19 protein-coding genes are annotated in these 19,411 nt (G+C 38.2%); 6 read left to right on the top strand and 13 right to left on the bottom strand.

Features of this window, described 5'->3' with window-relative positions; genetic code table 11:
* Window positions 1-2: 2 nt before the first annotated feature.
* The 3 genes from EL259_RS00125 to EL259_RS00135 all read right to left on the bottom strand — a co-directional run bounded on the left by EL259_RS00125 (window position 3) and on the right by EL259_RS00135 (window position 4,597).
* On the bottom strand, window positions 3-986 hold the full coding sequence (locus EL259_RS00125) for an HlyD family efflux transporter periplasmic adaptor subunit (protein WP_126597862.1): 984 nt from the start codon (window positions 984-986) through the stop codon (window positions 3-5).
* 209 nt (window positions 987-1,195) lie between these two features.
* Window positions 1,196-3,337 (bottom strand): phosphate acetyltransferase, encoded by a 2,142-nt coding sequence (pta, locus tag EL259_RS00130; RefSeq protein ID WP_126597864.1) that lies wholly within the window; start codon window positions 3,335-3,337, stop codon window positions 1,196-1,198.
* A 63-nt stretch (window positions 3,338-3,400) separates the two neighbouring features.
* Window positions 3,401-4,597, bottom strand: a complete 1,197-nt coding sequence (locus tag EL259_RS00135) for an acetate kinase (protein WP_126597866.1) — start codon at window positions 4,595-4,597, stop codon at window positions 3,401-3,403.
* Between the two features lie 219 nt (window positions 4,598-4,816).
* Between EL259_RS00135 and yfbV the strand changes: the two genes are divergently transcribed.
* Window positions 4,817-5,266, top strand: a complete 450-nt coding sequence (gene yfbV / locus EL259_RS00140) for a terminus macrodomain insulation protein YfbV (RefSeq protein WP_126597868.1) — start codon at window positions 4,817-4,819, stop codon at window positions 5,264-5,266.
* Window positions 5,267-5,339: 73 nt separating this feature from the next.
* Here yfbV and artM read toward each other — a convergent pair whose 3' ends face one another.
* The 5 genes from artM to gpt form a co-directional block, all read right to left on the bottom strand.
* Entirely contained in the window at window positions 5,340-6,017 is a 678-nt protein-coding gene (gene artM, locus EL259_RS00145; protein ID WP_126597871.1) for an arginine ABC transporter permease ArtM, read from the bottom strand.
* A gap of 11 nt (window positions 6,018-6,028) precedes the next feature.
* Window positions 6,029-6,703 (bottom strand): arginine ABC transporter permease ArtQ, encoded by a 675-nt coding sequence (gene artQ, locus EL259_RS00150; protein WP_126600772.1) that lies wholly within the window; start codon window positions 6,701-6,703, stop codon window positions 6,029-6,031.
* Window positions 6,704-6,706: 3 nt separating this feature from the next.
* Entirely contained in the window at window positions 6,707-7,426 is a 720-nt protein-coding gene (locus EL259_RS00155; RefSeq protein WP_126597874.1) for a transporter substrate-binding domain-containing protein, read from the bottom strand.
* Window positions 7,427-7,435: 9 nt separating this feature from the next.
* On the bottom strand, window positions 7,436-8,176 hold the full coding sequence (gene artP / locus EL259_RS00160; protein WP_126597876.1) for an arginine ABC transporter ATP-binding protein ArtP: 741 nt from the start codon (window positions 8,174-8,176) through the stop codon (window positions 7,436-7,438).
* Window positions 8,177-8,351: 175 nt separating this feature from the next.
* Window positions 8,352-8,816, bottom strand: a complete 465-nt coding sequence (gpt, locus tag EL259_RS00165; RefSeq protein ID WP_126597878.1) for a xanthine phosphoribosyltransferase — start codon at window positions 8,814-8,816, stop codon at window positions 8,352-8,354.
* 137 nt (window positions 8,817-8,953) lie between these two features.
* Between gpt and EL259_RS00170 the strand changes: the two genes are divergently transcribed.
* Complete coding sequence (locus tag EL259_RS00170) at window positions 8,954-10,411, top strand: aminoacyl-histidine dipeptidase (protein WP_126597880.1); 1,458 nt, start codon at window positions 8,954-8,956, stop codon at window positions 10,409-10,411.
* A gap of 82 nt (window positions 10,412-10,493) precedes the next feature.
* Here the strand turns inward: EL259_RS00170 and lolE are convergent, their stop codons facing one another.
* The 5 genes from lolE to rsmI form a co-directional block, all read right to left on the bottom strand.
* Window positions 10,494-11,747, bottom strand: a complete 1,254-nt coding sequence (lolE, locus tag EL259_RS00175) for a lipoprotein-releasing ABC transporter permease subunit LolE (protein ID WP_126597882.1) — start codon at window positions 11,745-11,747, stop codon at window positions 10,494-10,496.
* A complete protein-coding gene (lolD, locus tag EL259_RS08550; protein WP_172594195.1) occupies window positions 11,744-12,433 on the bottom strand; it encodes a lipoprotein-releasing ABC transporter ATP-binding protein LolD in 690 nt (229 codons plus the stop codon). The genes lolE and lolD overlap by 4 nt, the downstream gene beginning before the upstream one ends.
* A gap of 9 nt (window positions 12,434-12,442) precedes the next feature.
* Window positions 12,443-13,651 (bottom strand): lipoprotein-releasing ABC transporter permease subunit, encoded by a 1,209-nt coding sequence (locus tag EL259_RS08555; RefSeq protein ID WP_172594196.1) that lies wholly within the window; start codon window positions 13,649-13,651, stop codon window positions 12,443-12,445.
* Window positions 13,652-13,711: 60 nt separating this feature from the next.
* Window positions 13,712-14,656: a 2-hydroxyacid dehydrogenase gene (locus EL259_RS00185; protein WP_126597884.1), complete on the bottom strand. Its 945-nt coding sequence runs from the start codon at window positions 14,654-14,656 to the stop codon at window positions 13,712-13,714.
* A gap of 129 nt (window positions 14,657-14,785) precedes the next feature.
* Entirely contained in the window at window positions 14,786-15,631 is an 846-nt protein-coding gene (gene rsmI / locus EL259_RS00190) for a 16S rRNA (cytidine(1402)-2'-O)-methyltransferase (protein WP_126597886.1), read from the bottom strand.
* A gap of 81 nt (window positions 15,632-15,712) precedes the next feature.
* Between rsmI and EL259_RS00195 the strand changes: the two genes are divergently transcribed.
* From EL259_RS00195 to dolP, 4 genes are read left to right on the top strand one after another with little or no spacing between them, the layout of a single operon-like run.
* Window positions 15,713-17,692, top strand: coding sequence for a penicillin-binding protein activator (locus EL259_RS00195; RefSeq protein WP_126597888.1), 1,980 nt, complete (start codon window positions 15,713-15,715; stop codon window positions 17,690-17,692).
* A gap of 37 nt (window positions 17,693-17,729) precedes the next feature.
* Window positions 17,730-18,107, top strand: a complete 378-nt coding sequence (locus tag EL259_RS00200; RefSeq protein ID WP_126597890.1) for a YraN family protein — start codon at window positions 17,730-17,732, stop codon at window positions 18,105-18,107.
* A gap of 37 nt (window positions 18,108-18,144) precedes the next feature.
* A complete protein-coding gene (locus tag EL259_RS00205) occupies window positions 18,145-18,732 on the top strand; it encodes a D-sedoheptulose-7-phosphate isomerase (protein ID WP_126597892.1) in 588 nt (195 codons plus the stop codon).
* A 32-nt stretch (window positions 18,733-18,764) separates the two neighbouring features.
* Window positions 18,765-19,349: a division/outer membrane stress-associated lipid-binding lipoprotein gene (gene dolP, locus EL259_RS00210; RefSeq protein WP_126597894.1), complete on the top strand. Its 585-nt coding sequence runs from the start codon at window positions 18,765-18,767 to the stop codon at window positions 19,347-19,349.
* The last annotated feature ends 62 nt before the right edge of the window (window positions 19,350-19,411 follow it).

Genomic DNA, 19,411 nt, shown 5'->3' on the forward strand with positions numbered 1-19,411 from the left:
AATTATTCCCCGTCATCAAAATCCACGGTAATAGGCTGACCAAGTTTTAAGAGATTATCTGGATCGGGTAAGGTAAGACGTACTTCATAAACTAATAGTGTACGTAGATCCTGCGTTTGCACGGTCTTCGGTGTAAATTCTGCTTTATCCGAAACACTCGCAACCGTTGCTGTCATGGGGCTTGTGGTATCGGTTAATACGGTTGCTTTATCTCCTGGGTGAACGTAGCGTAATTGCGGTTCAGACACATACACGCGTAAATGTTTTGGCGTAATAAGAGAAATATCATAAATAATGCGATTAGGGGCGGCCATATCTCCATTTTCAGCCAAACGCCCACGGATTAACCCATCAACAGGTGCAATCAGCTTTGCCCCGACATTTAAATTATAATTCGCTAATGCAAGGCGACTTTGTGCTTGTGCCAACTCCGCTTTCGCCGCTTTAACTTGATCAGGTCTTAAACCCCCTTGCAAAATAGCGTATTGTGCTTTGGCACTGGCAAGTTCCGCAACAAGTCCATCATAGGTATATTTTGCCGTATCGTAATTTTGCTCACTTGCCGATTGTCTTTTATAAAGATCCGTCATTCGCTTTAATGTTAATTTTGCTAATGCGACTTTACTTTCAAGTGCTGTTACAGCTGCCTTGCCTTTTTCAATATCTTCTTTCCTAAATCCTTCTTTTGCTAAATCATAATTAGCCTGAGCTTGTTTAACTAATTCTTGTGCTGTATTACGTTCTAAAATGAGCGGTCGCGGATCTAATACACCAAGAATTTCACCTTTTTTTACCATCGTTCCTTCATCCACATTTAATGTCTGAATACGACCTGGAATTTGGAAAGATAACGCAACCGTTCGCGTATCCACATTTCCCCATGCACGATATGGTGGCGTTTTACTACTAAAAAGATAAGCGCAGATAAAGAATAAGCAAATGAGGACCCCAATAAAAATGAGAAAGGCAAGCAGTTTTTTAGTCATTAAAATTCTCCTAAAAGATTTAGTGACGGCAAGAAAGGATTAATGCACTGAACAACTAGCAGTGATTTAATACTACTCTTTTTTTGTACAAAATAAAGCAGTTAGCCTAAAAATCTCAGAAAGACCATAATTTTTGCGGAAAATTAGGGCGTGAAATAAAAAAACCGCATAGGCTTACGCTTATGCGGTTGATAAAGAAATAATCTAAATTATTCTTGGGTTGCTTGAATTGCAGTTAAAGCAATGGTGTAAACGATATCATCTACAAGTGCACCACGAGATAAGTCGTTCACTGGTTTACGCATACCTTGTAACATTGGACCGATTGAGATTAAGTCCGCAGAACGTTGTACTGCTTTATAAACGGTATTACCTGTGTTTAAGTCAGGGAATACGAATACTGTTGCTTGACCAGCTACTTTAGAGTTTGGCGCTTTAGCACGTGCCACATCTGCCATTACCGCTGCGTCGTATTGTAGTGGACCATCGATAAGAAGATCTGGACGTTTTTCTTGTGCAATACGAGTTGCTTCTTTCACTTTTTCTACATCCGCACCGCTACCAGAAGTACCAGTTGAGTAAGAAATCATTGCAACACGTGGGTCGATACCAAATGCTTTTGCAGAGTCTGCTGATTGAATTGCGATTTCTGCTAATTGTTCAGCTGTTGGATCTGGGTTAACCGCACAGTCACCATATACCAATACTTGGTCTGGTAATAACATAAAGAAGATAGAAGAAATAATTGAGCTACCTGGTGCAGTTTTGATGATTTGCATCGGTGGACGAATAGTATTCGCAGTAGTGTGAACTGCACCTGATACTAAACCGTCAACTTCGCCTGCTTCTAGCATCATAGTACCAAGTACTACAGTGTCTTTTAATTGTTCACGTGCAAGTTCTGGTGTCATACCTTTTTTCGCACGAAGTTCAACTAAACGAGCAACGTAATCTTCTTGTACTTTAGCAGGGTCGATAACAGTGATACCTTTAACTAAGCTTACGCCTTGTTCTTTAGCAACACGTTCAACATTTGCTGGATCTGCTAAAAGTACACATTCCGCAATACCACGTTCTGCACAAAGTACAGCTGCTTTGATTGTACGAGGTTCATCCCCTTCAGGAAGAACAATACGTTTATGTGCGTTACGTGCAGCTTCAGTTAAGTTGAAACGGAATGCTGGCGGAGATAAACGTGCATCACGTTGCATACCTGCAGTTAGGGTATCAATTAAGCTTGCTGGCAAATGTTTGCTAATATATGCACGAATAGTATCGATACGTGCTGTATCTTCTACAGGCACTTCAAGGTTGAAGTTTTGTAATGCCAAAGCAGTTTGCCAAGAGCTTCCTTCAACACGAACAACTGGAAGATTGTTTGCTTCAAATACTGGAGAGCAAAGTTTTTGTACGTCTTTTTCAAGTTTGAAACCACCAGTTAATAAAATACCTGCAAGTTTCACACCTTTGCTAACCATTAATGCAGCAGCAGTCAAAACGTCTGCACGATCACCAGAAGTAACGATTAAGCTACCATCTTTAAAGTGTTCAAGCATATTTGGTAAGCTACGTGCGCAAAACACGATGTTACTAATACGGCAATCAGCAATTGCACCTTCATTGATAATGCTTGCATCTAAATAATCTACAAGATCGATAGTACGAGTAGAAATTAAATCTGCGTTCCAATGAATAGCAGCAAGAAGTTTGATTGGGCTTTTCGCAAATACGTGTGAAAACTCTAATTCGCTACCTTGATTGTGTTGGTTAGTACCGAAAATTTCGCTTAAATCTGGGCGAGTACGGCATGCAGTATCTACTGGTGCATTTACTTTATTTACGATAACACCAAGGATATCTGGGTTAGTTTTACCACCAAATTCGCTTGCGATTGCTTCAACGCGTGTTTTTAATTCTTCAGCAGAATCATCAAGTGGTGCAGCAACGAAAATCATATCCGCATCAAGTGCTTGCGCCATTGCGTAGTTTAATTTGTTTGCGTAAGATTTTTTCGCAGTTGGTACAACACCTTCAATCACAACGACGTCTTTGTCTTTGCTTAATTGTTGGAATTTATCAACAATTTTTTCCATTAACACATCAGATTGATCATTTGCGATGAATTGTTCAGCACATTCTAAAGAGAATGGTTCAACGGTTTCGATATCAGTTGTAGTACGTACAATCGCAGTACCGCGATCTAACGCATCTTCGCAGCAACGTGGATCTGCAATCGGTTTCATAAAACCTAATTTTGCGCCTTTTGCTTCTAAAGATTTAAGTAATCCTAGGCTTACACTTGTTAAGCCAACCCCGTTGCTCACAGGAATAAGAATAATCGTTCTTGACATAATAAAACCTTTTTTTGTTTAAAAAAGAAACTGTCGGCTAAGCCGACAGTTCTACATTATTTATTAGATGCAAAGTTTTGCAGTATCTTGTGCAATCACTAATTCTTCGTTAGTTGGAAGAACGATAGCAACTGGTGAGTTATCCGCAGTGATGATACCTTCGTTACCAAAACGTGCTGCTAAGTTACGTTCTTCATCTAATTTATAACCAAACACTTCTAAGTGTTTTAAAGTTAATTCACGAACGTGTGCAGAGTTTTCACCGATACCACCAGTGAACACGATTGCATCAAGTTTTTCACCGATAGCTACCATGTACGCACCGATGTATTTCGCTAAACGGTAGCAGTAAACATCTAATGCACGACGTGCTGGTTCTTCTTTTTCGTAGTTATCTTCTGCATAGCGGCAGTCGCTAGTTACTTCTGTTAAACCGAGTAAACCAGATTTTTTGATTAAAGTTTCTTCGATTTGATCTACTGACATACCAAGGTTGTTGTGCATGTAGAACATGATTGCTGGATCGATATCACCACAACGTGTCCCCATTACTAAACCTTCAAGTGGAGTTAAGCCCATAGAAGTATCAATACATTTACCGTGTTTAACCGCAGAAACAGAACCACCATTACCTAAATGGCAAGTGATTACATTAATTTTATCTGCTGGAATGTCTAAACGTTTTGCAGCTTCTTGGCTAACAAAGAAATGGCTAGTACCGTGTGCACCATAGCGACGAACACCGTGTTCTTTGTAAAGAGAGTATGGAAGTGCATAAAGGAATGCTTCTTCAGGCATTGTTTGGTGGAATGCAGTATCGAATACAGCTACGTTGTTAGCTTTTAATTCAGGGAATGCTTTGAAAGCTTCTTGAATACCGATTAAATGTGCTGGGTTATGTAATGGAGCAAATTGTGCTGCTTCTTCAATTCCTTTAAGCACTTCATCGTTGATCACTACAGAAGAAGTATATTTTTCACCACCGTGAACGATACGGTGACCGATAGCGCCAATGCTATCTTTTAATTCTGCAGTAAGAATATTACTTACGATAAAGTTTAATGCTTCGCTATGTGCCGCACCCGCGCCTAATTCAGCATTGCCTTTTTCGCCATTTAATTTCCATTTAATGCGAGCATCAGGTAAATAAAAAGCTTCCGCTAAACCTGATAAAAATTCTTCGCCAGTGGCAGGATCAAGGATCGCAAATTTTAAAGAAGAACTACCACAGTTAAGAATAAGAACTAATTTTTTAGACATACATAACCTACTTAATGAAGTTAAAAAGAACACCTAATTCCCTATAGGTATTAGATGGGTTGACAACAAAATTGTGGCGGGTAGGATACACCTTTTCAAAGGAAAAATAAATTATCTCGCACTAAAAGTGAAAAAAAGTGCTAAAAAAAAGTAAATTTTCTGTTAAATCTACTTACTTCCAGCAATTTTTTCCTTTTTATTTAGATGTAAGGATGAGTTATGCAATTTACGACACGATTAAAACAGGGCGATATTTATCTAAAATCTTGGCCTAATATCAAACAATTAAGTCTTATTTTTCCAGAAGTCAGAATTATAAAGGCAACACAATTCGCAATTAAATTTATGCCTTTTCTTGCCGCCTTTGCGATCGTTTGGCAACAAATTTATGCTCCCCATGACACCACTGCATTGGTATTAGCCATTATCACTGCACTCGTTGCGCTAGGTCTGCCTATCCAAGGGCTATCCTGGCTCGGAAAACGTGCTACCACTACACTATCGCCTATCACACAAAACTGGTACGACAAAATCGCCCAACAATTAGAAAAAGAATTTAACATTTCTACCACGCTGCCAAGTAACCATCAGCCTAACTATCAAGATCTAGCAAATTTACTCAACAAAGCCAAAGAACACTTCCCCAGCGATTTCTGGCAAGAAATCTAACGCCCCAATTTTCGGAAAAATTTATGTAAAAACCACGCCAGTAAGCGTGGTTTTTCAATTTCATCTCTGGGGTTTACACCACCTCTACGCGCTCAAACGCTAAAACACGATTTTCGATTTTACGAAGAATAAAGGTAGCAATACCAGTGATAACAAGATAAATGACGCCCGCTAAGCCGTAAATTGGTAAAGCGGCGTATTCTGTTCCGTAAAGTCTATCAGCATAGCCCATGATATCCATTACGGTAATGGTTGACGCTAAAGATGTGCCTTTAAATACAAGGATAATTTCATTGCTGTAAGACGGTAAGGCGCGTTTTAATGCGTACGGAACAAGCACTTTTAAGGTCTGAAAACGGGATAATCCCAGTGCTGCACACCCTTCCCATTGCGATTGCGGTACGGCTTTGACTGCCCCATAGAATAATTGCGTCGAATAGGCAGCACTATTTAAAGCAAGCGTTAACATTGCACAAAACCATGCACTGGATAATAAATGCCAGGCAGGACTATGCACGATCCATTGAAATTGTCCTGGACCTGCATAAATCAGGAAAAATTGAACGAGTAATGGCGTACCTGTAAATATCGTGACATAAATATTCACTAGCCCTTTTAACATTCGATTAGAAGATGCCAATACAAAAGTAAACAAAATCGCTAAACTAAATGCGATAACGAGCGCACAAACCGTTAAGAGTAAACTAGTTGGAATCCCTCTTGCGATAAAAGTTAAATAATCAAAATCCATCTTTGCAATTCCTATTCATAACAGTGTTTATCAAAACGCGTAAAATAACGTTCTAAACGTTTTATAATCGCTTGGCTAAATAAGGTAATGAGTAAATAAATTAATCCCACCACTACATACCAAGTAAAAGGCTGATGGGTCGAGGTAGTAATTAATTGGGCTTGGCGAGTCAGATCCGTCACTCCAATTAAAGATACCAAGGCTGTGTCTTTTAAAAGCACCAACCATTGATTACTTAGCCCTGGTAAAGCATGGCGCCAGACCTGAGGCAAAATAACATGGATAAACGTATAACCCTTGCTTAATCCTAATGCTTGTGCCGATTCCCACTGCCCTCGCGGAACAGCCTTCACTGCTCCACGTAGCGTTTGGCATGCATACGAAGCAAAAATAATCCCAAGCGCAATAACCCCTGATGAAAAAGCACTTAATTCCAAATAATCTCCAAAGATCATTTGAATCAATTCGGGCAAACCAAAATAAATTAAGAAAACCACTAAAATTTCTGGTAAGCCACGCAATAACGCCACAATAATCGAAAAAATTTTGTTAAATGTGCGCCATTTGGTATCTTCTAAGACCACAAAGATAATCGCTAAAACAAGCCCGAAACCGAGCGAACACACTGAAAGAGCTAATGTCATCAATAAAGCCGATGACATTAGCGGAAGATAATCAAAAAACATCATCTATTTAAACCATTGATTATAAATTTTTTGGTATTCGCCATTTGCTTTAATTTGCGTAATACCCTTGTTTAATTGCTCAAGCAATGCAGTGTTATTTTTATTTACTGCAATTGCAAAACCGTGTCCAAAGTATTTTGGATCTGTCACTTTATCACCAATAAAATGTAGGCCTTTCTGTGCTTTAACTGCATCTCCTAATGTTGAAGCATCGCCAAATACCGCATCAATCCGCCCTGTTGTAAGATCCAAAATCGCATCTTGAATACTTGCATAGGATTTCATGTTATAGCGATCGCCCTGATTTTCGATATACTGTTGATAAGTAGTCCCATTTTGTACGCCCACATTTTTGACTTGAGCCATGGTTTCATCTGCTTTATTACCAATGAATGCGGCACCACCTGTGTAATATGGAATAGAAAAAGCCACTTTGCGTGCCCGTGCAGGTGTAATATCAATCGCTGAAATTGCGGCATCAAAACCACCACGGTGACGGATTAAACTTGGGATAAGTGCATCAAATGGTTCATTTTTAAATGAGCATGTCGCATCAATTTGTTTACAGATTGCTTTCGCAATATCCACATCAAAACCGACAATCTCACCTTTAACATTTGTGCTTTCGAAAGGAGGGTAAGTGGCTTCCATCGCAAAGGTAATATTTTGTGCAAAAGCGGTTGTACTTGTTAATAATAATGTCGTTAATAGTAATTTTTTCATCTTAAACTCCTAGTCAGCTGAATGAGAAAGATATTGTTTAAATGCTTGTGTTTGAGGATTAAAGAAACAATCATTTGTCCCTTTTTCAATAATATGTCCTTGCTCCATATACACAACTTGCGTTGCAATTTTACGAGCGACCCCCACTTCATGCGTCACAACGATTTGTGTAATCCCGAAACTTTTTAATTCTTCAATAATAGAAACAACTTGTGCGGTAATTTCTGGATCAAGTGCGGCTGTCGGCTCATCAAAAAGTAATACTTTGGGTTTCATAATTAATGCACGTGCAATCGCCACACGTTGCTGCTGACCACCTGATAAATGCAAAGGATAACGATCTGCAAACTGCTCAACTCGCAAACGTTTTAATAAAGCCATCGCTTCTTTCTTGGCCTCATCTTTACTCATACCAAGCACTTTAATTGGTGCTTCGATTAAATTTTGCATAACGGTAAGGTGGGGCCATAAACAATACTGTTGAAAAACCATACCAACTTCTTTACGCAATTGCTGAATATCTTTAGACAAAGATTTTTTCGTTGCGATATTGAATTCACACCCGGCAATTTTGATTTCACCTGATGCGGGCTTTTCTAATAAATTCAACGTACGAATTAGCGTACTTTTCCCCGCTCCACTCGGTCCAAGCAGTACCATGACATCACCAGCATTTGCATGCAAATTAATATCAAATAATGCCTGATTATTTCCGTAAAAAAAGTTTAAGTTTTGTACATTAATTCCCATTTATTATCACCTTTTCTAAAACTATGTCTAAATACTACTCTTGTAAAAATAATTATTCAATATATTTTTATTCATTTTTATGACTTTTTATTCATTAATTTGTTTTGAACAAAAAAATACCCTGACCGAGTGATCAGGGTATTTTAAGAGTAAACCTATTAACAGTTTATGCGGATTATTTTCTTGCCAAAGGTGGGACAAAACAAATTCCCATATCCCAAGGTTGTTCAATCCAAGTATCTTGAGGAATATCAATAACATATTCATCTACTAATGATTTACCTGCTGGTTTTGCAAAAACTGATACAAAACGTGCATTTGGATAAATTTCACGAATAGCACGTGCAGTATTTCCTGTATCTACTAAATCATCAACAACGATAAAACCTTCACCGCCATTTTCTACTTGTGCAGCATGAAGTACATTTAATTCACCTTGTTTATCGTGGTCATAGCTTGCGATACACACGGTATCGATATGACGTAAGTTTAATTCACGCGCTAATACCGCAGCTGGGAATAAGCCGCCACGGCTCACAGCAATAATGCCTTTCCATTGGCTAGCTGGCATTAGACGTTCAGAAAGTTTGCGGGCGTGCATTTGGAACATATCCCAAGTAACGATATATTTTTCGCTCATAATTCACCTTAAGTTTTTTATAAATAGTATTACATGTAAATAAAATTGCCGTAGGATAACCCGAAATTGTTTTTTATGCTATTATTTTAGGGATTTTTATCAAAATTTTTATATTCTCTTAATAAGGCAGGATAAAAATGTCAGAAATTAAACAATTACAACCACAATTAGTCTGGAAATGGTTTGCCGATATTTGCAGTATTCCACATCCGTCTTACCATGAAAATGAACTTGCTACTTTCATCGTAAATTGGGCGAAATCGAAAGGTCTTTTCGCTGAACGTGATGAAGCGGGTAATGTTCTTATTCGTAAACCAGCAACTAAAGGCATGGAAAACAAACGTGGCGTGATTTTACAAGCACACGTTGACATGGTGCCTCAAAAAAATGAAGCGACCGTGCATGATTTCCAAAAAGATCCGATTAAAGCCTATATTGATGGGGAATGGGTAACCGCTGAAGGCACGACATTAGGTGCAGACAACGGAATTGGGATGGCCTCTGCCCTCGCAATTTTAGAAAGCGATGTTCCTCATCCTGATCTTGAAGTATTGTTAACAATGTCTGAAGAAACAGGTATGGAAGGCGCTGTTGGTTTACGTCCAAATTGGTTAACACATGATTTAATGATTAACCTAGATACTGAAGAAAACGGTGAAATCTATGTAGGATGTGCTGGTGGGGAAAATGCAAACATTAGCTTACCATTTACTACTGAAGCAAATACTTTTGCACACCACTATCAATTCAGTTTGAAAGGATTACGTGGCGGACACTCTGGATGTGATATCCATAAAAACCGCGGTAATGCGATTAAAATGATGGTGCGCTTCCTTGCAGAATTCCGTTGTGCTCATCCAGAATTTGACTTTACCCTAAGTGAAATCCGTGGTGGGACTATCCGTAATGCTATCCCACGCGAAGCTTTTGCAAGTATCGCATTCAATGGCGACGTAGCAATCTTAGAAAAAGCCGTCGCAGACTTTACCAACACGGTTGCTTCTGAATATGCAGCGACTGAAGAAAATATGGAAATTGCGTTAACAAAACTTGACGCAGTAAAAGACGTTTTCACTCCAGCCTCTGCCCGTAAAATCATTGATACACTCAACGTATTACCTTGTGGTGTGATGCGCCAAAGTGATGCAGTAAAAGATACTGTTGAAACATCATTAAGCATTGGTGTTCTTCGTATGGAAGGGAATGCAGTCGTTGGTACTATTCTTATTCGTTCACTTATCGAAAGCGGTACGGTTCAAATCCGTGCTCAACTTCAATCACTAATGGATTTAGCGGGCGGTGAAGTGAAATTCTCTGGCTACTATCCAGGTTGGACACCACAACCAGATAGCGAACTCCTTGCTTTAACCAAACAACATTATGCAGATGTATTAGGTGAAGCACCTGCGATTAAAGTTATCCATGCTGGTTTAGAATGTGGCTTATTGAAAAAACACTATCCAAACCTTGAAGTCGTGTCTATCGGACCAACCATTCGTAATGCACACTCACCTGATGAAAAAGTTCATATTCCAGCAGTAGCAACTTACTGGGATGTTTTAACCCGTTTATTAGCTAACATGGCAGATAAATAGATTTAAAACATAAAAAAACACGCCCCGATTTTCATAAAAATTTTTACGAAAATTGGGGCGTAATATTTTTCCAATTTCTTGTTTAGCCTTTATTCATTAAGACTTTAGCAGGTGGAATTTGGGCCGCTCGACGAGCAGGATAAAGACTTGCAACTAAGCTCAATACTAGTGCACAGACAAACACCAATCCAACATCTTGCCAATGTAATTCGCTTGGCATGAAATCAATAAAATAGATCCCGCCTGACAAAAATTTGTGGTGAATCAAATGTTCCAACCCTTTGATTAAGTTAGTTAAATTAAGGGAAACGAGGACACCTAGGATAATCCCTGCCACGCAACCTTTTAATCCAGCTATTAACCCATAATAAATAAAAATCCGCCGGATAAAACGACTATTCGCACCAAGTGTTCTTAATACGGCAATATCCCCTTGTTTATCTTTTACCGCCATAATGAGCGTAGATACAATGTTAAAACAGGCAACGGCAATGACTAAAGCCATCGCTAAATACATTACCATACGGATAAGGCGAATATCATGGTACATATATCCGAACTGCGCCATCCAAGTTTGTGCTTGTAACCCTTGCGGATAGGTCTGTAATTGTGGATAGCGAATCTGATTTGCTAAGAATGGCTGCTGCACTTTGAGCTCTACACCTGTGGCTTGAGTTTTGGTATAGCCTAAAAGTGCTTGCGCTTCATCTAAGCGCATTAAAGCATAAACATAATCCAATTGACCGTGTAACTGTAAAATACCCGCAACTTTTAAGCGAATTTCTTGAGGCTGACTCAGTTGTTGTGTGGCATTTTTTTGTGCTAATAACAAACTAATCCAATCTCCCGCTTTGACATGCAATGCTTGTGCAATGCCTGCCCCCAGAATCACGCCCCCTTCTGTTTTAAAAGTTTGCCATCCATTATCCAATACAAAATATCGTAATCGGCTCACCTGTTCCTGCGATTGCGGATCAATACCTCGGACTTGTGCCACTTTAAGATGCGTACCATTTTCAAGCAACCCTTGAAAACTCACATAAGGAGCAGAAGCTACAATTGATTTGTTACGTTGTAACACGCTTTGTAGTTGCGGATAATTTTCTATCGGTTGAGATTCTGGACCAAAAGCATAACTTGTAATTTCAACTTGAGGCACGACCGATAAAATCCGTTGATTCAACTCTTTTTCAAAGCCATTCATGGCACTCAACCCAATGATAAGCACAGCTACACCAAGGGCAATACCAATCATAGAAAACCAAGAGATTAAGCTGACAAGATGGCTTTTTCTACCTTGTTGATAGCGCCAACTAATGGCAAACGCATTTTTCATTCTACGTGTTCCCCTAGAATGCCGTCACGCATCATCAAGCGACGTGGTAATTTATTAGCTAATTGTGTGTCGTGTGTCACCAATAAAAATGCCGTATTCTGTTCTCGATTTAATTTTTGTAATAATTCAAAAATACCCTCGGTTGTCTTATGATCAAGATTACCTGTCGGTTCATCAGCTAGCACTAATGCTGGGTTATTAACCAAAGCCCGTGCAATCGCAACACGCTGGCGTTCACCGCCTGATAACATGGCTGGCTTATAATGCATACGATGTACTAATCCTACTGCTTTCAAAAGCTCTTCAGCGCGTGCTTTCGCCTCTTTTTTATTTTTTCGTCCAATTAGCATTGGCATCATGACATTTTCAAGCGCCGTAAAATCCATCATCAAATGATGGAATTGATAAACAAAGCCGAGATGTTCATTGCGTAAACGTGCTAATTTTTCGTCATTATTCTTCTGTAATGATTCGCCAAGTAGTAATACATCGCCTTCTGTTGCCTGTTCCAAGCCTCCTAAAATATGCAATAACGTACTCTTTCCCGAGCCTGAACTTCCTAAAATGGCAATCATTTCGCCTTTTTTAATGGAAAAATTCACATCATGCAAAATTCGTGTTTTTTCATCACCACTTTGAAATGTTTTACTGACATGCTGACAATCTAATAATTTTTCTGAATTCATCTTTTATCCTTATTCATCTCGCAATGCACGAGCAGGTTGTACTTTAGCTGCTCGATATGCAGGATAAAGTGTTGATAATAAAGTAAATAATAATGCAAAGATCACAATAATAACGATCTGTAATGGCTCAACGAGTGTTGGTAAATAAAGCCCATCTGGCATAATCATTTGCCAAATTTTTTGAAAATTCGCCGCAATGAGCGTACCAATTAATGTTCCCCAAAATGTACCATTAATACCGACCAGTAGCCCTTGCCAAATAAAAATTTGCCTAATTTTGCGGCGTGTTAAGCCCTGCGTTTGCAAAATGGCAATTTCATTTTTCTTGTCCACCACCATTAAACTTAATGAGGTCAGAATATTGGAAATAGCGACAATAATGATGAGGCTCACAAGCAATCCCATCATATTTTTTTCCATTTTAACCGCTTGGAAAAATTCACCACGTTGTTCACGCCAATCGTGCAATTGCCAGGTTTTAACTTGACTTAATTCATCTCTCACGTCTTGGACAGCGAATGGATCACGTAAATATAATCTAAACCCTTTCACTTGCGTTGGTAAAATTCGCATTAATCGACCAATATCCGAAAGATTGGTAAAGACTTGTCCCTGTTCCGAAACATCAGGGGCATAATAAATACCACTGACGGTAAATAATCGCTCAACAGGTATTTGCCCAAACGGCGTATATTGACTGTAATCCGTCAACATTACTCGTACCTTATCGCCCACTTGTAAATGCGTGCGATCAGCTAATGAAGCACTGATTAATAATTTAAATTGTTTAGGTGGTAAGAGATTATTTAGATTTTCACGCGAAAATTCTATAAGTTGTGGAGCATCGCTAAATTGGCGAATCCCAATTATTTGAGCAGCAGTAATATTTTCTGGCGTTTGTAAAATCACATTATCTTGATTAATTGGCACGACTTTTTGGACCTGTGGTGCCAATGTCAATATTTGCTTTTCAATCTTAGCCGTATCTTTTAATAAAAATGGCGTTTTACTTTCCACTAGCATGTGAGGTAATCCCGCCAAACGTTGCACTTTTTGCATATGCTCTAATCCATTCATAACCGAAAGAACAATAATTAAAGCCATCACACCAAGGGCAATACCGATACTTGCAAGGCGAGTAATTAATTTACCAAATCGGTCGCTACTTTTGGTTTTCCAATAGCGTAAAGCAATGTAAAGGGAAATAGGTAATTTCATAAAAAATCTCAAAAAAATGGCGAATATGTCTATCCGCCATTTAAGTTTTATATCATTGAATTAGTTTGCATTCGCTACAAATGATTCTAAATTATGATGAATTTTTTGTACTAAAGTTTCAACTGCACTCTCCGCCGCCCAAGCAATATGAGGGGTTAAGACCAGGTTAGGTAATCGTTGTGCGACAACAAATAATGGGTTATCTGCACGAGGAGGTTCTTGTTTTAAAACATCTAATGCCGCACCACCGATTTTGCCATTTTCTAATGCATGCAGTAGTGCATCTTCATCAATTAAACCACCACGTCCTGTATTAATTAAGATTGCAGTGGATTTCATTAATGCCAACGTCTCAGCATTAATTAAATTTTCTGTTTCTGGCATAAGCGGGCAATGTAAACTTACTACATCAGCCATTTTCAGTACATCATTAAATGCAACGTATCCCGAACGCACACGCATAGCGTAACGATGTTCTGCAAAAATCACTTTCATCCCTAACGCTTCGGCTAAACGTGCTACTTCTTTTCCGATGCTACCCTTACCGATAATACCTAACGTTAAGCCTCGAATATTTTGGATTGGGTAATCAAAATAGCAGAATTGTGGGCTTTCTGCCCATTTACCTTCACGCTGATCAGCATACCAGTTCATTAAATGTCGTTTTAACAAGAAAATCATGCCAATAACATGTTCTGCAACGCTTTCTCTGGAATAATCTGTGACATTTTTCACTTCAATTCCTAAATCTTTTGCCGCATTTAAATCCACATTATTCATCCCAGTGGCGGTAATAGCGATAAATTTTAACTTAGGTAATTGCAGTAAGATTTCACGATCTAAAGGAACTTTGCTAGTGATGATAATATCCGCATCTTTTGCTCGTTCAATAATTTGCTTATGATCTGTTTTATCATACTCTACCCAATTATGTAAAAAAGTTGGTCTTGGTATATTTACATTCGCAGGTAATGAAGTGCGATCTAGAAAAACAATATTTAACATTATATTTGCTCCTATATGTATATGCGTATCTTCCTGATAGTCTGTTCAGTGTAGCACGCCATATTCCTTTTCTTTTTGTTACGCCTCAATTTTCAATAAATTTTTTCGATTATTGGGGCGTAATTTAAATTATGAAAGATTTTCAAGTCCCCATTGATAAAGCTGATTTTTCTTAACATCATACAATTCTGCTGTAATGGCTGCAGCTTTTTTTAGCGGAAGTTCTTTTACTAAAAGTGCTAGGGCTTTTTGTGCATTTGCAGGAATTTCGTCATTTTCCACTTCCGTCTTGCCTTCCACAATCACCACCATTTCACCTTTAGTGCGATTCGCATCTTCTTCAAGCCATGGAATTAGATTATCAAACGTATCGCCCACAATCGTTTCCCAAGTTTTAGTTAATTCTCGTGCTAAAACAACGTAACGTTCTCCGCCGAAAACTGTTCTCATATCTGCCAAAGTTTGTAAGATACGATGCGTAGATTCGTAAAAAATCATCGTACGTGTTTCATCCGCCACGGTATTTAAGCGATCTAAACGTCCTTTACTTTTAGCGGGTAAAAATCCTTCAAAACAGAATCTATCTGAAGGAATACCTGCTGCCGAAAGTGCGGTAATGGCTGCACATGCCCCCGCTAAAGGTACAACTTTAATTCCCGCTTGGCGACAAGCTCGAACGAGGTGAAACCCTGGATCACTAATTAACGGTGTCCCCGCATCTGATACCAATGCAATATTGCTACCTTGTGACAATTTTTCAACCAATGCTGCTGCTTTTTGTTGTTCATTGTGATCATGCAAAGCAAAGAAAGGTTTTTTAATTCCGTAATGTGAAAGAAGTAAGCCTGAATGCCGTGTATCTTCCGCTGCAATTAAATCTACTTCTTCAAAAATTTGTAATGCACGTTGCGTAATATCTTGTAAATTCCCGATTGGAGTGGGAACAATGTATAAAATTCCAGCTGTTTTTTGCATAATTCCTTCGCTTTTATTTGCTTTTAGTCTATTAGACAAGTAAGATCTTTACCTTAAATTCGTTAAGGAGAAAATGCCGTTATGCTATCACATCGTAAATCCTTTAAACATCTTTTAGCGCCGATTTCTTTGAGTCTTTTTTTGGCAGGTTGTGGTAATCTCAACTACCTATTCGACAATTCTGGCGATTTATTATCTCAAGAAGCGACCGCTAATTCAGATTATTATTTACGTCATAGTATGCAAACGCAAGACGTTACTATACGCAATGATTATAAATTATTGGCAGCTCGTGCTATGTTACATGAAAACAAATTTGCACAAGCGCAAGGTTTATTAACTGGTTTACAAGGTCTAGATTCAGAGCAATCTTTAGATAGAACATTAATTCAAGCACGTTTAGCAATATTATTAAATAATACGGCTAAAGCTCAACAATTGTTGCAACAAGTGGATTTTTCCAGCTTAACCAATAATCAAAAAGTACGCTTCTTGCGAATCACGGCAAAAATTCAGCAAGCCCAAAATAACTCCCTTGCTGCAATTAATTCGTTGATTCAAGCAGATGCCTATCTTTCTAGCAATACTGCACATCAGCAAAATAATGATGCTATTTGGGCGGTTTTACGCAAAACTGATCCTTCTATTATCCAAAATGCAATGGGTAATCCTGAAAATCCACCTGTATTACAAGGTTGGTTAGCACTTGCTGATCTTTATAATAAGAATATTCACTCGCCTGAAACACTTCGCCAAAATTTACAAATATGGCGTACTAATTATGGGATGCAAGTGACAGATGATCTCCTACCATCTGAATTAAAAGGTATTCTTAACTATCAACATGTCAATATTAATAATGTTGCTTTACTCTTACCACTAAGTGGAAATGTTCAATTAATTGGGCAAACTGTAGAAAAGGGTTTTGATGCTGCAAATAAAGGGTCAGGCGTACCTGTAACCGTTTTTGATACCATGAAAATGAGTATGTCCGATATTATGGATCAAGTTAAAGCACAAGGTATTACGACTGTTGTTGGTCCATTATTAAAACAAAATGTTGATCAATTAATTAGCCATCCAAGTTGGACTTCTGGATTACAAGTACTTACGCTAAATTCAACGCAAGATGATCCAGCATTGTCACAAGTCTGTTATTTTGGATTAGCACCTGAAGATGAAGCTCGTGCAGCGGCTGATAGAATGTGGCAACAAAATGTTCGCTTACCATTGATACTTGTCCCTCAAAATAATTTAGGTCAACGTATCGCAACAGCCTTCAATACACGTTGGCAAGCCCTAGGCGGTGGTGATACAGAAGTATCTTACTATAATGATGCAGATGACTTGCGCCCAATTTTTGTTAAAGCATTAGGAATTATTGATGTTTCAAAAGATACGAAAGATGCAGCAACTGCCCCACGTTCACGCCAAGAAATTGATCCAAGTTTCAAACCAGTCGATGGTGTCTTTGCATTAGGAAATAATACGCAACTTGGTAATATCAAAAATGCGCTTGATAACACTAACGTAGCTATTCCATTATTTACGACATCTCGCATTAACTCACCAAATAATTTGGGTACGTATCGTTTATCAATGAATGGTACACAATTTACGGATTTACCATTATTTAGCCAAGGTAATTCTGCTCAATTCCAACAAATTCTCCAGGCAAATAAAGGCGATTATTCCCTTATGCGTCTTTATGCAATGGGTGAAGATGCTTGGACAATCATTAATAATATGAATGCTCTACGCACTATTACAGGCTTCCACGTTCAAGGTTTAACAGGTAATCTCTCTGCAAATTATGGTTGCCACATAAACCGTGATATGACATGGTATTCTTATAAGAATGGCGCCTTAGTTGTCGCAGATAATAATCCTGTTGCACAACCAAGTTCATCTGTTATTTCTACATCTACAACTAATAGCGATACAAATTCTACAGATCCTAATGCGACTCTAACGAATAATATTGCTACTGTAACAGATGCAATAAATGATGCTAAAAATCAGCCAACTTCTGCGGATCAAAATATGCTTCAGGCATATTAATCTGCATAATTTTTAACGATTTTCAGGGCGTGCTAGTGTGCTTACTGCATTAAAAAAAAGGTTTCATCGTCAACAAGGGCTATTCTTTGAAAATGCCGCGCGGCAATTCTTAGAACATCAGGGTCTGCGTTTTATTGACAAAAATGTTACATTTAAAGGCGGAGAACTCGACCTTATAATGTTGGATGGTGAAACCTTCGTTTTTGTCGAAGTTCGTCAACGTAGTAATGCAAACTTTGGTTCTGCGATTGAAAGTGTCGATAAACAAAAGCAGAGTTGTTGGTTACATGCGGCTGAGCTTTGGTTAGCTCAAAAACACCTCAGCCTTGAAGATGCGGATTGCCGTTTTGATCTCATTGCATTTGGAAAAGATATTCATGATATGGAATGGCTACCAAATTTTTTAGATGATTAATCTTTTAAATGCCCGATCTCAATAAAACTATAGAAATATGTTAGAAAAAATTAACCATCTTTATGCAGAAAGTATTCAAAGTCAGATCTCGGCCTCAAAACTTCTTCCAGAAGTTATTGTGAATGCGGCCCAGACGATGGTAGATACTCTATTAAATGAAAAGAAGATCATTGTTTGTGGGCAAGGTCGTGCATATGCAAATGCGCAATTTCTCGTGACAAACTTACTTCACAAATATGAAATTACTCGACCAAGTTTTCCTGCCGTACTTTTATCTCTAGATGGTGTTCTTGCCTCTGCAATTTATGCCGATAATTCTGAAGATAACCTTTATCTACGACAATTTGAAACGCTTGCTGAAAGTGGTGATCTTCTGGTTGTATTCGCACCTTGTGGGAATGAAAATCACCTATTTAATTTAATGCACTGTGCGAATAACCGAGAATTGCGTATTATTGTTTTAACTGGTAGTAATAATGATCACGTTAAAGGTTTTTTAACTGAACAAGATTTAGAAATATCAGTCCCTGTGCATAAAGAAAGTCGAATATTAGAGCAACATCTATTTATCACGAATAGCTTATGTGAATTAATTGATTATTCATTGTTTGCACATAATATGTAATTCACTTACCACTACCTTTGATGGAGAACTTTATGAAACGTAAACTCAACTCTTGCCTTCTTATCCTTGGCTCTGCCATGATGTTACAAGCTTGTGTACCTGCTGCAATTATTGGTGGCACCGCAGTCACAGGAAAAATCATCAATGACCCACGTTCGCTTAAAACACAATTAAGCGATGATGTTCTGGAACATCGTGTTATGGTTGCGTTAAATAAAGATCCACAACTCAAAAAAGAAGCGCGTATTGATGCGATTTCGTATAATCATGATATTTTACTTGTTGGACAAGTACCATCTGAAGAACTAAAAGTACAAGCAGGTAATATTACACGAGGTGTCCAATACGTTCGTGCAATATATAATGAACTATTGGTTAACCAACCTATCTCTGCAAGCCAAGTATTAACAGATGTACGCATTACATCACAAATTAAATCAAAACTATTTGTTACCCCTAATATTAATAGTATCAATGTTAAAGTCATTACTGAAAATGGTAATGTTTACTTGATGGGTAATGTACTGCCAGGACAAGCAAAAATTATCGTTAATATTGCCCGACAAGTTGAGGGCGTAAAACAAGTCTTTAATGCAATGCATTTGGTATCTAACTAAATATAAATTTTATGAGATATGGATAAAAAAAAATGCCAATGTAAATTGGCATTTTTTATTTC

Origin of the sequence: Actinobacillus delphinicola (assembly GCF_900638385.1) — a bacterium.
Taxonomy (GTDB): Bacteria; Pseudomonadota; Gammaproteobacteria; order Enterobacterales; family Pasteurellaceae; genus Actinobacillus_C; species Actinobacillus_C delphinicola.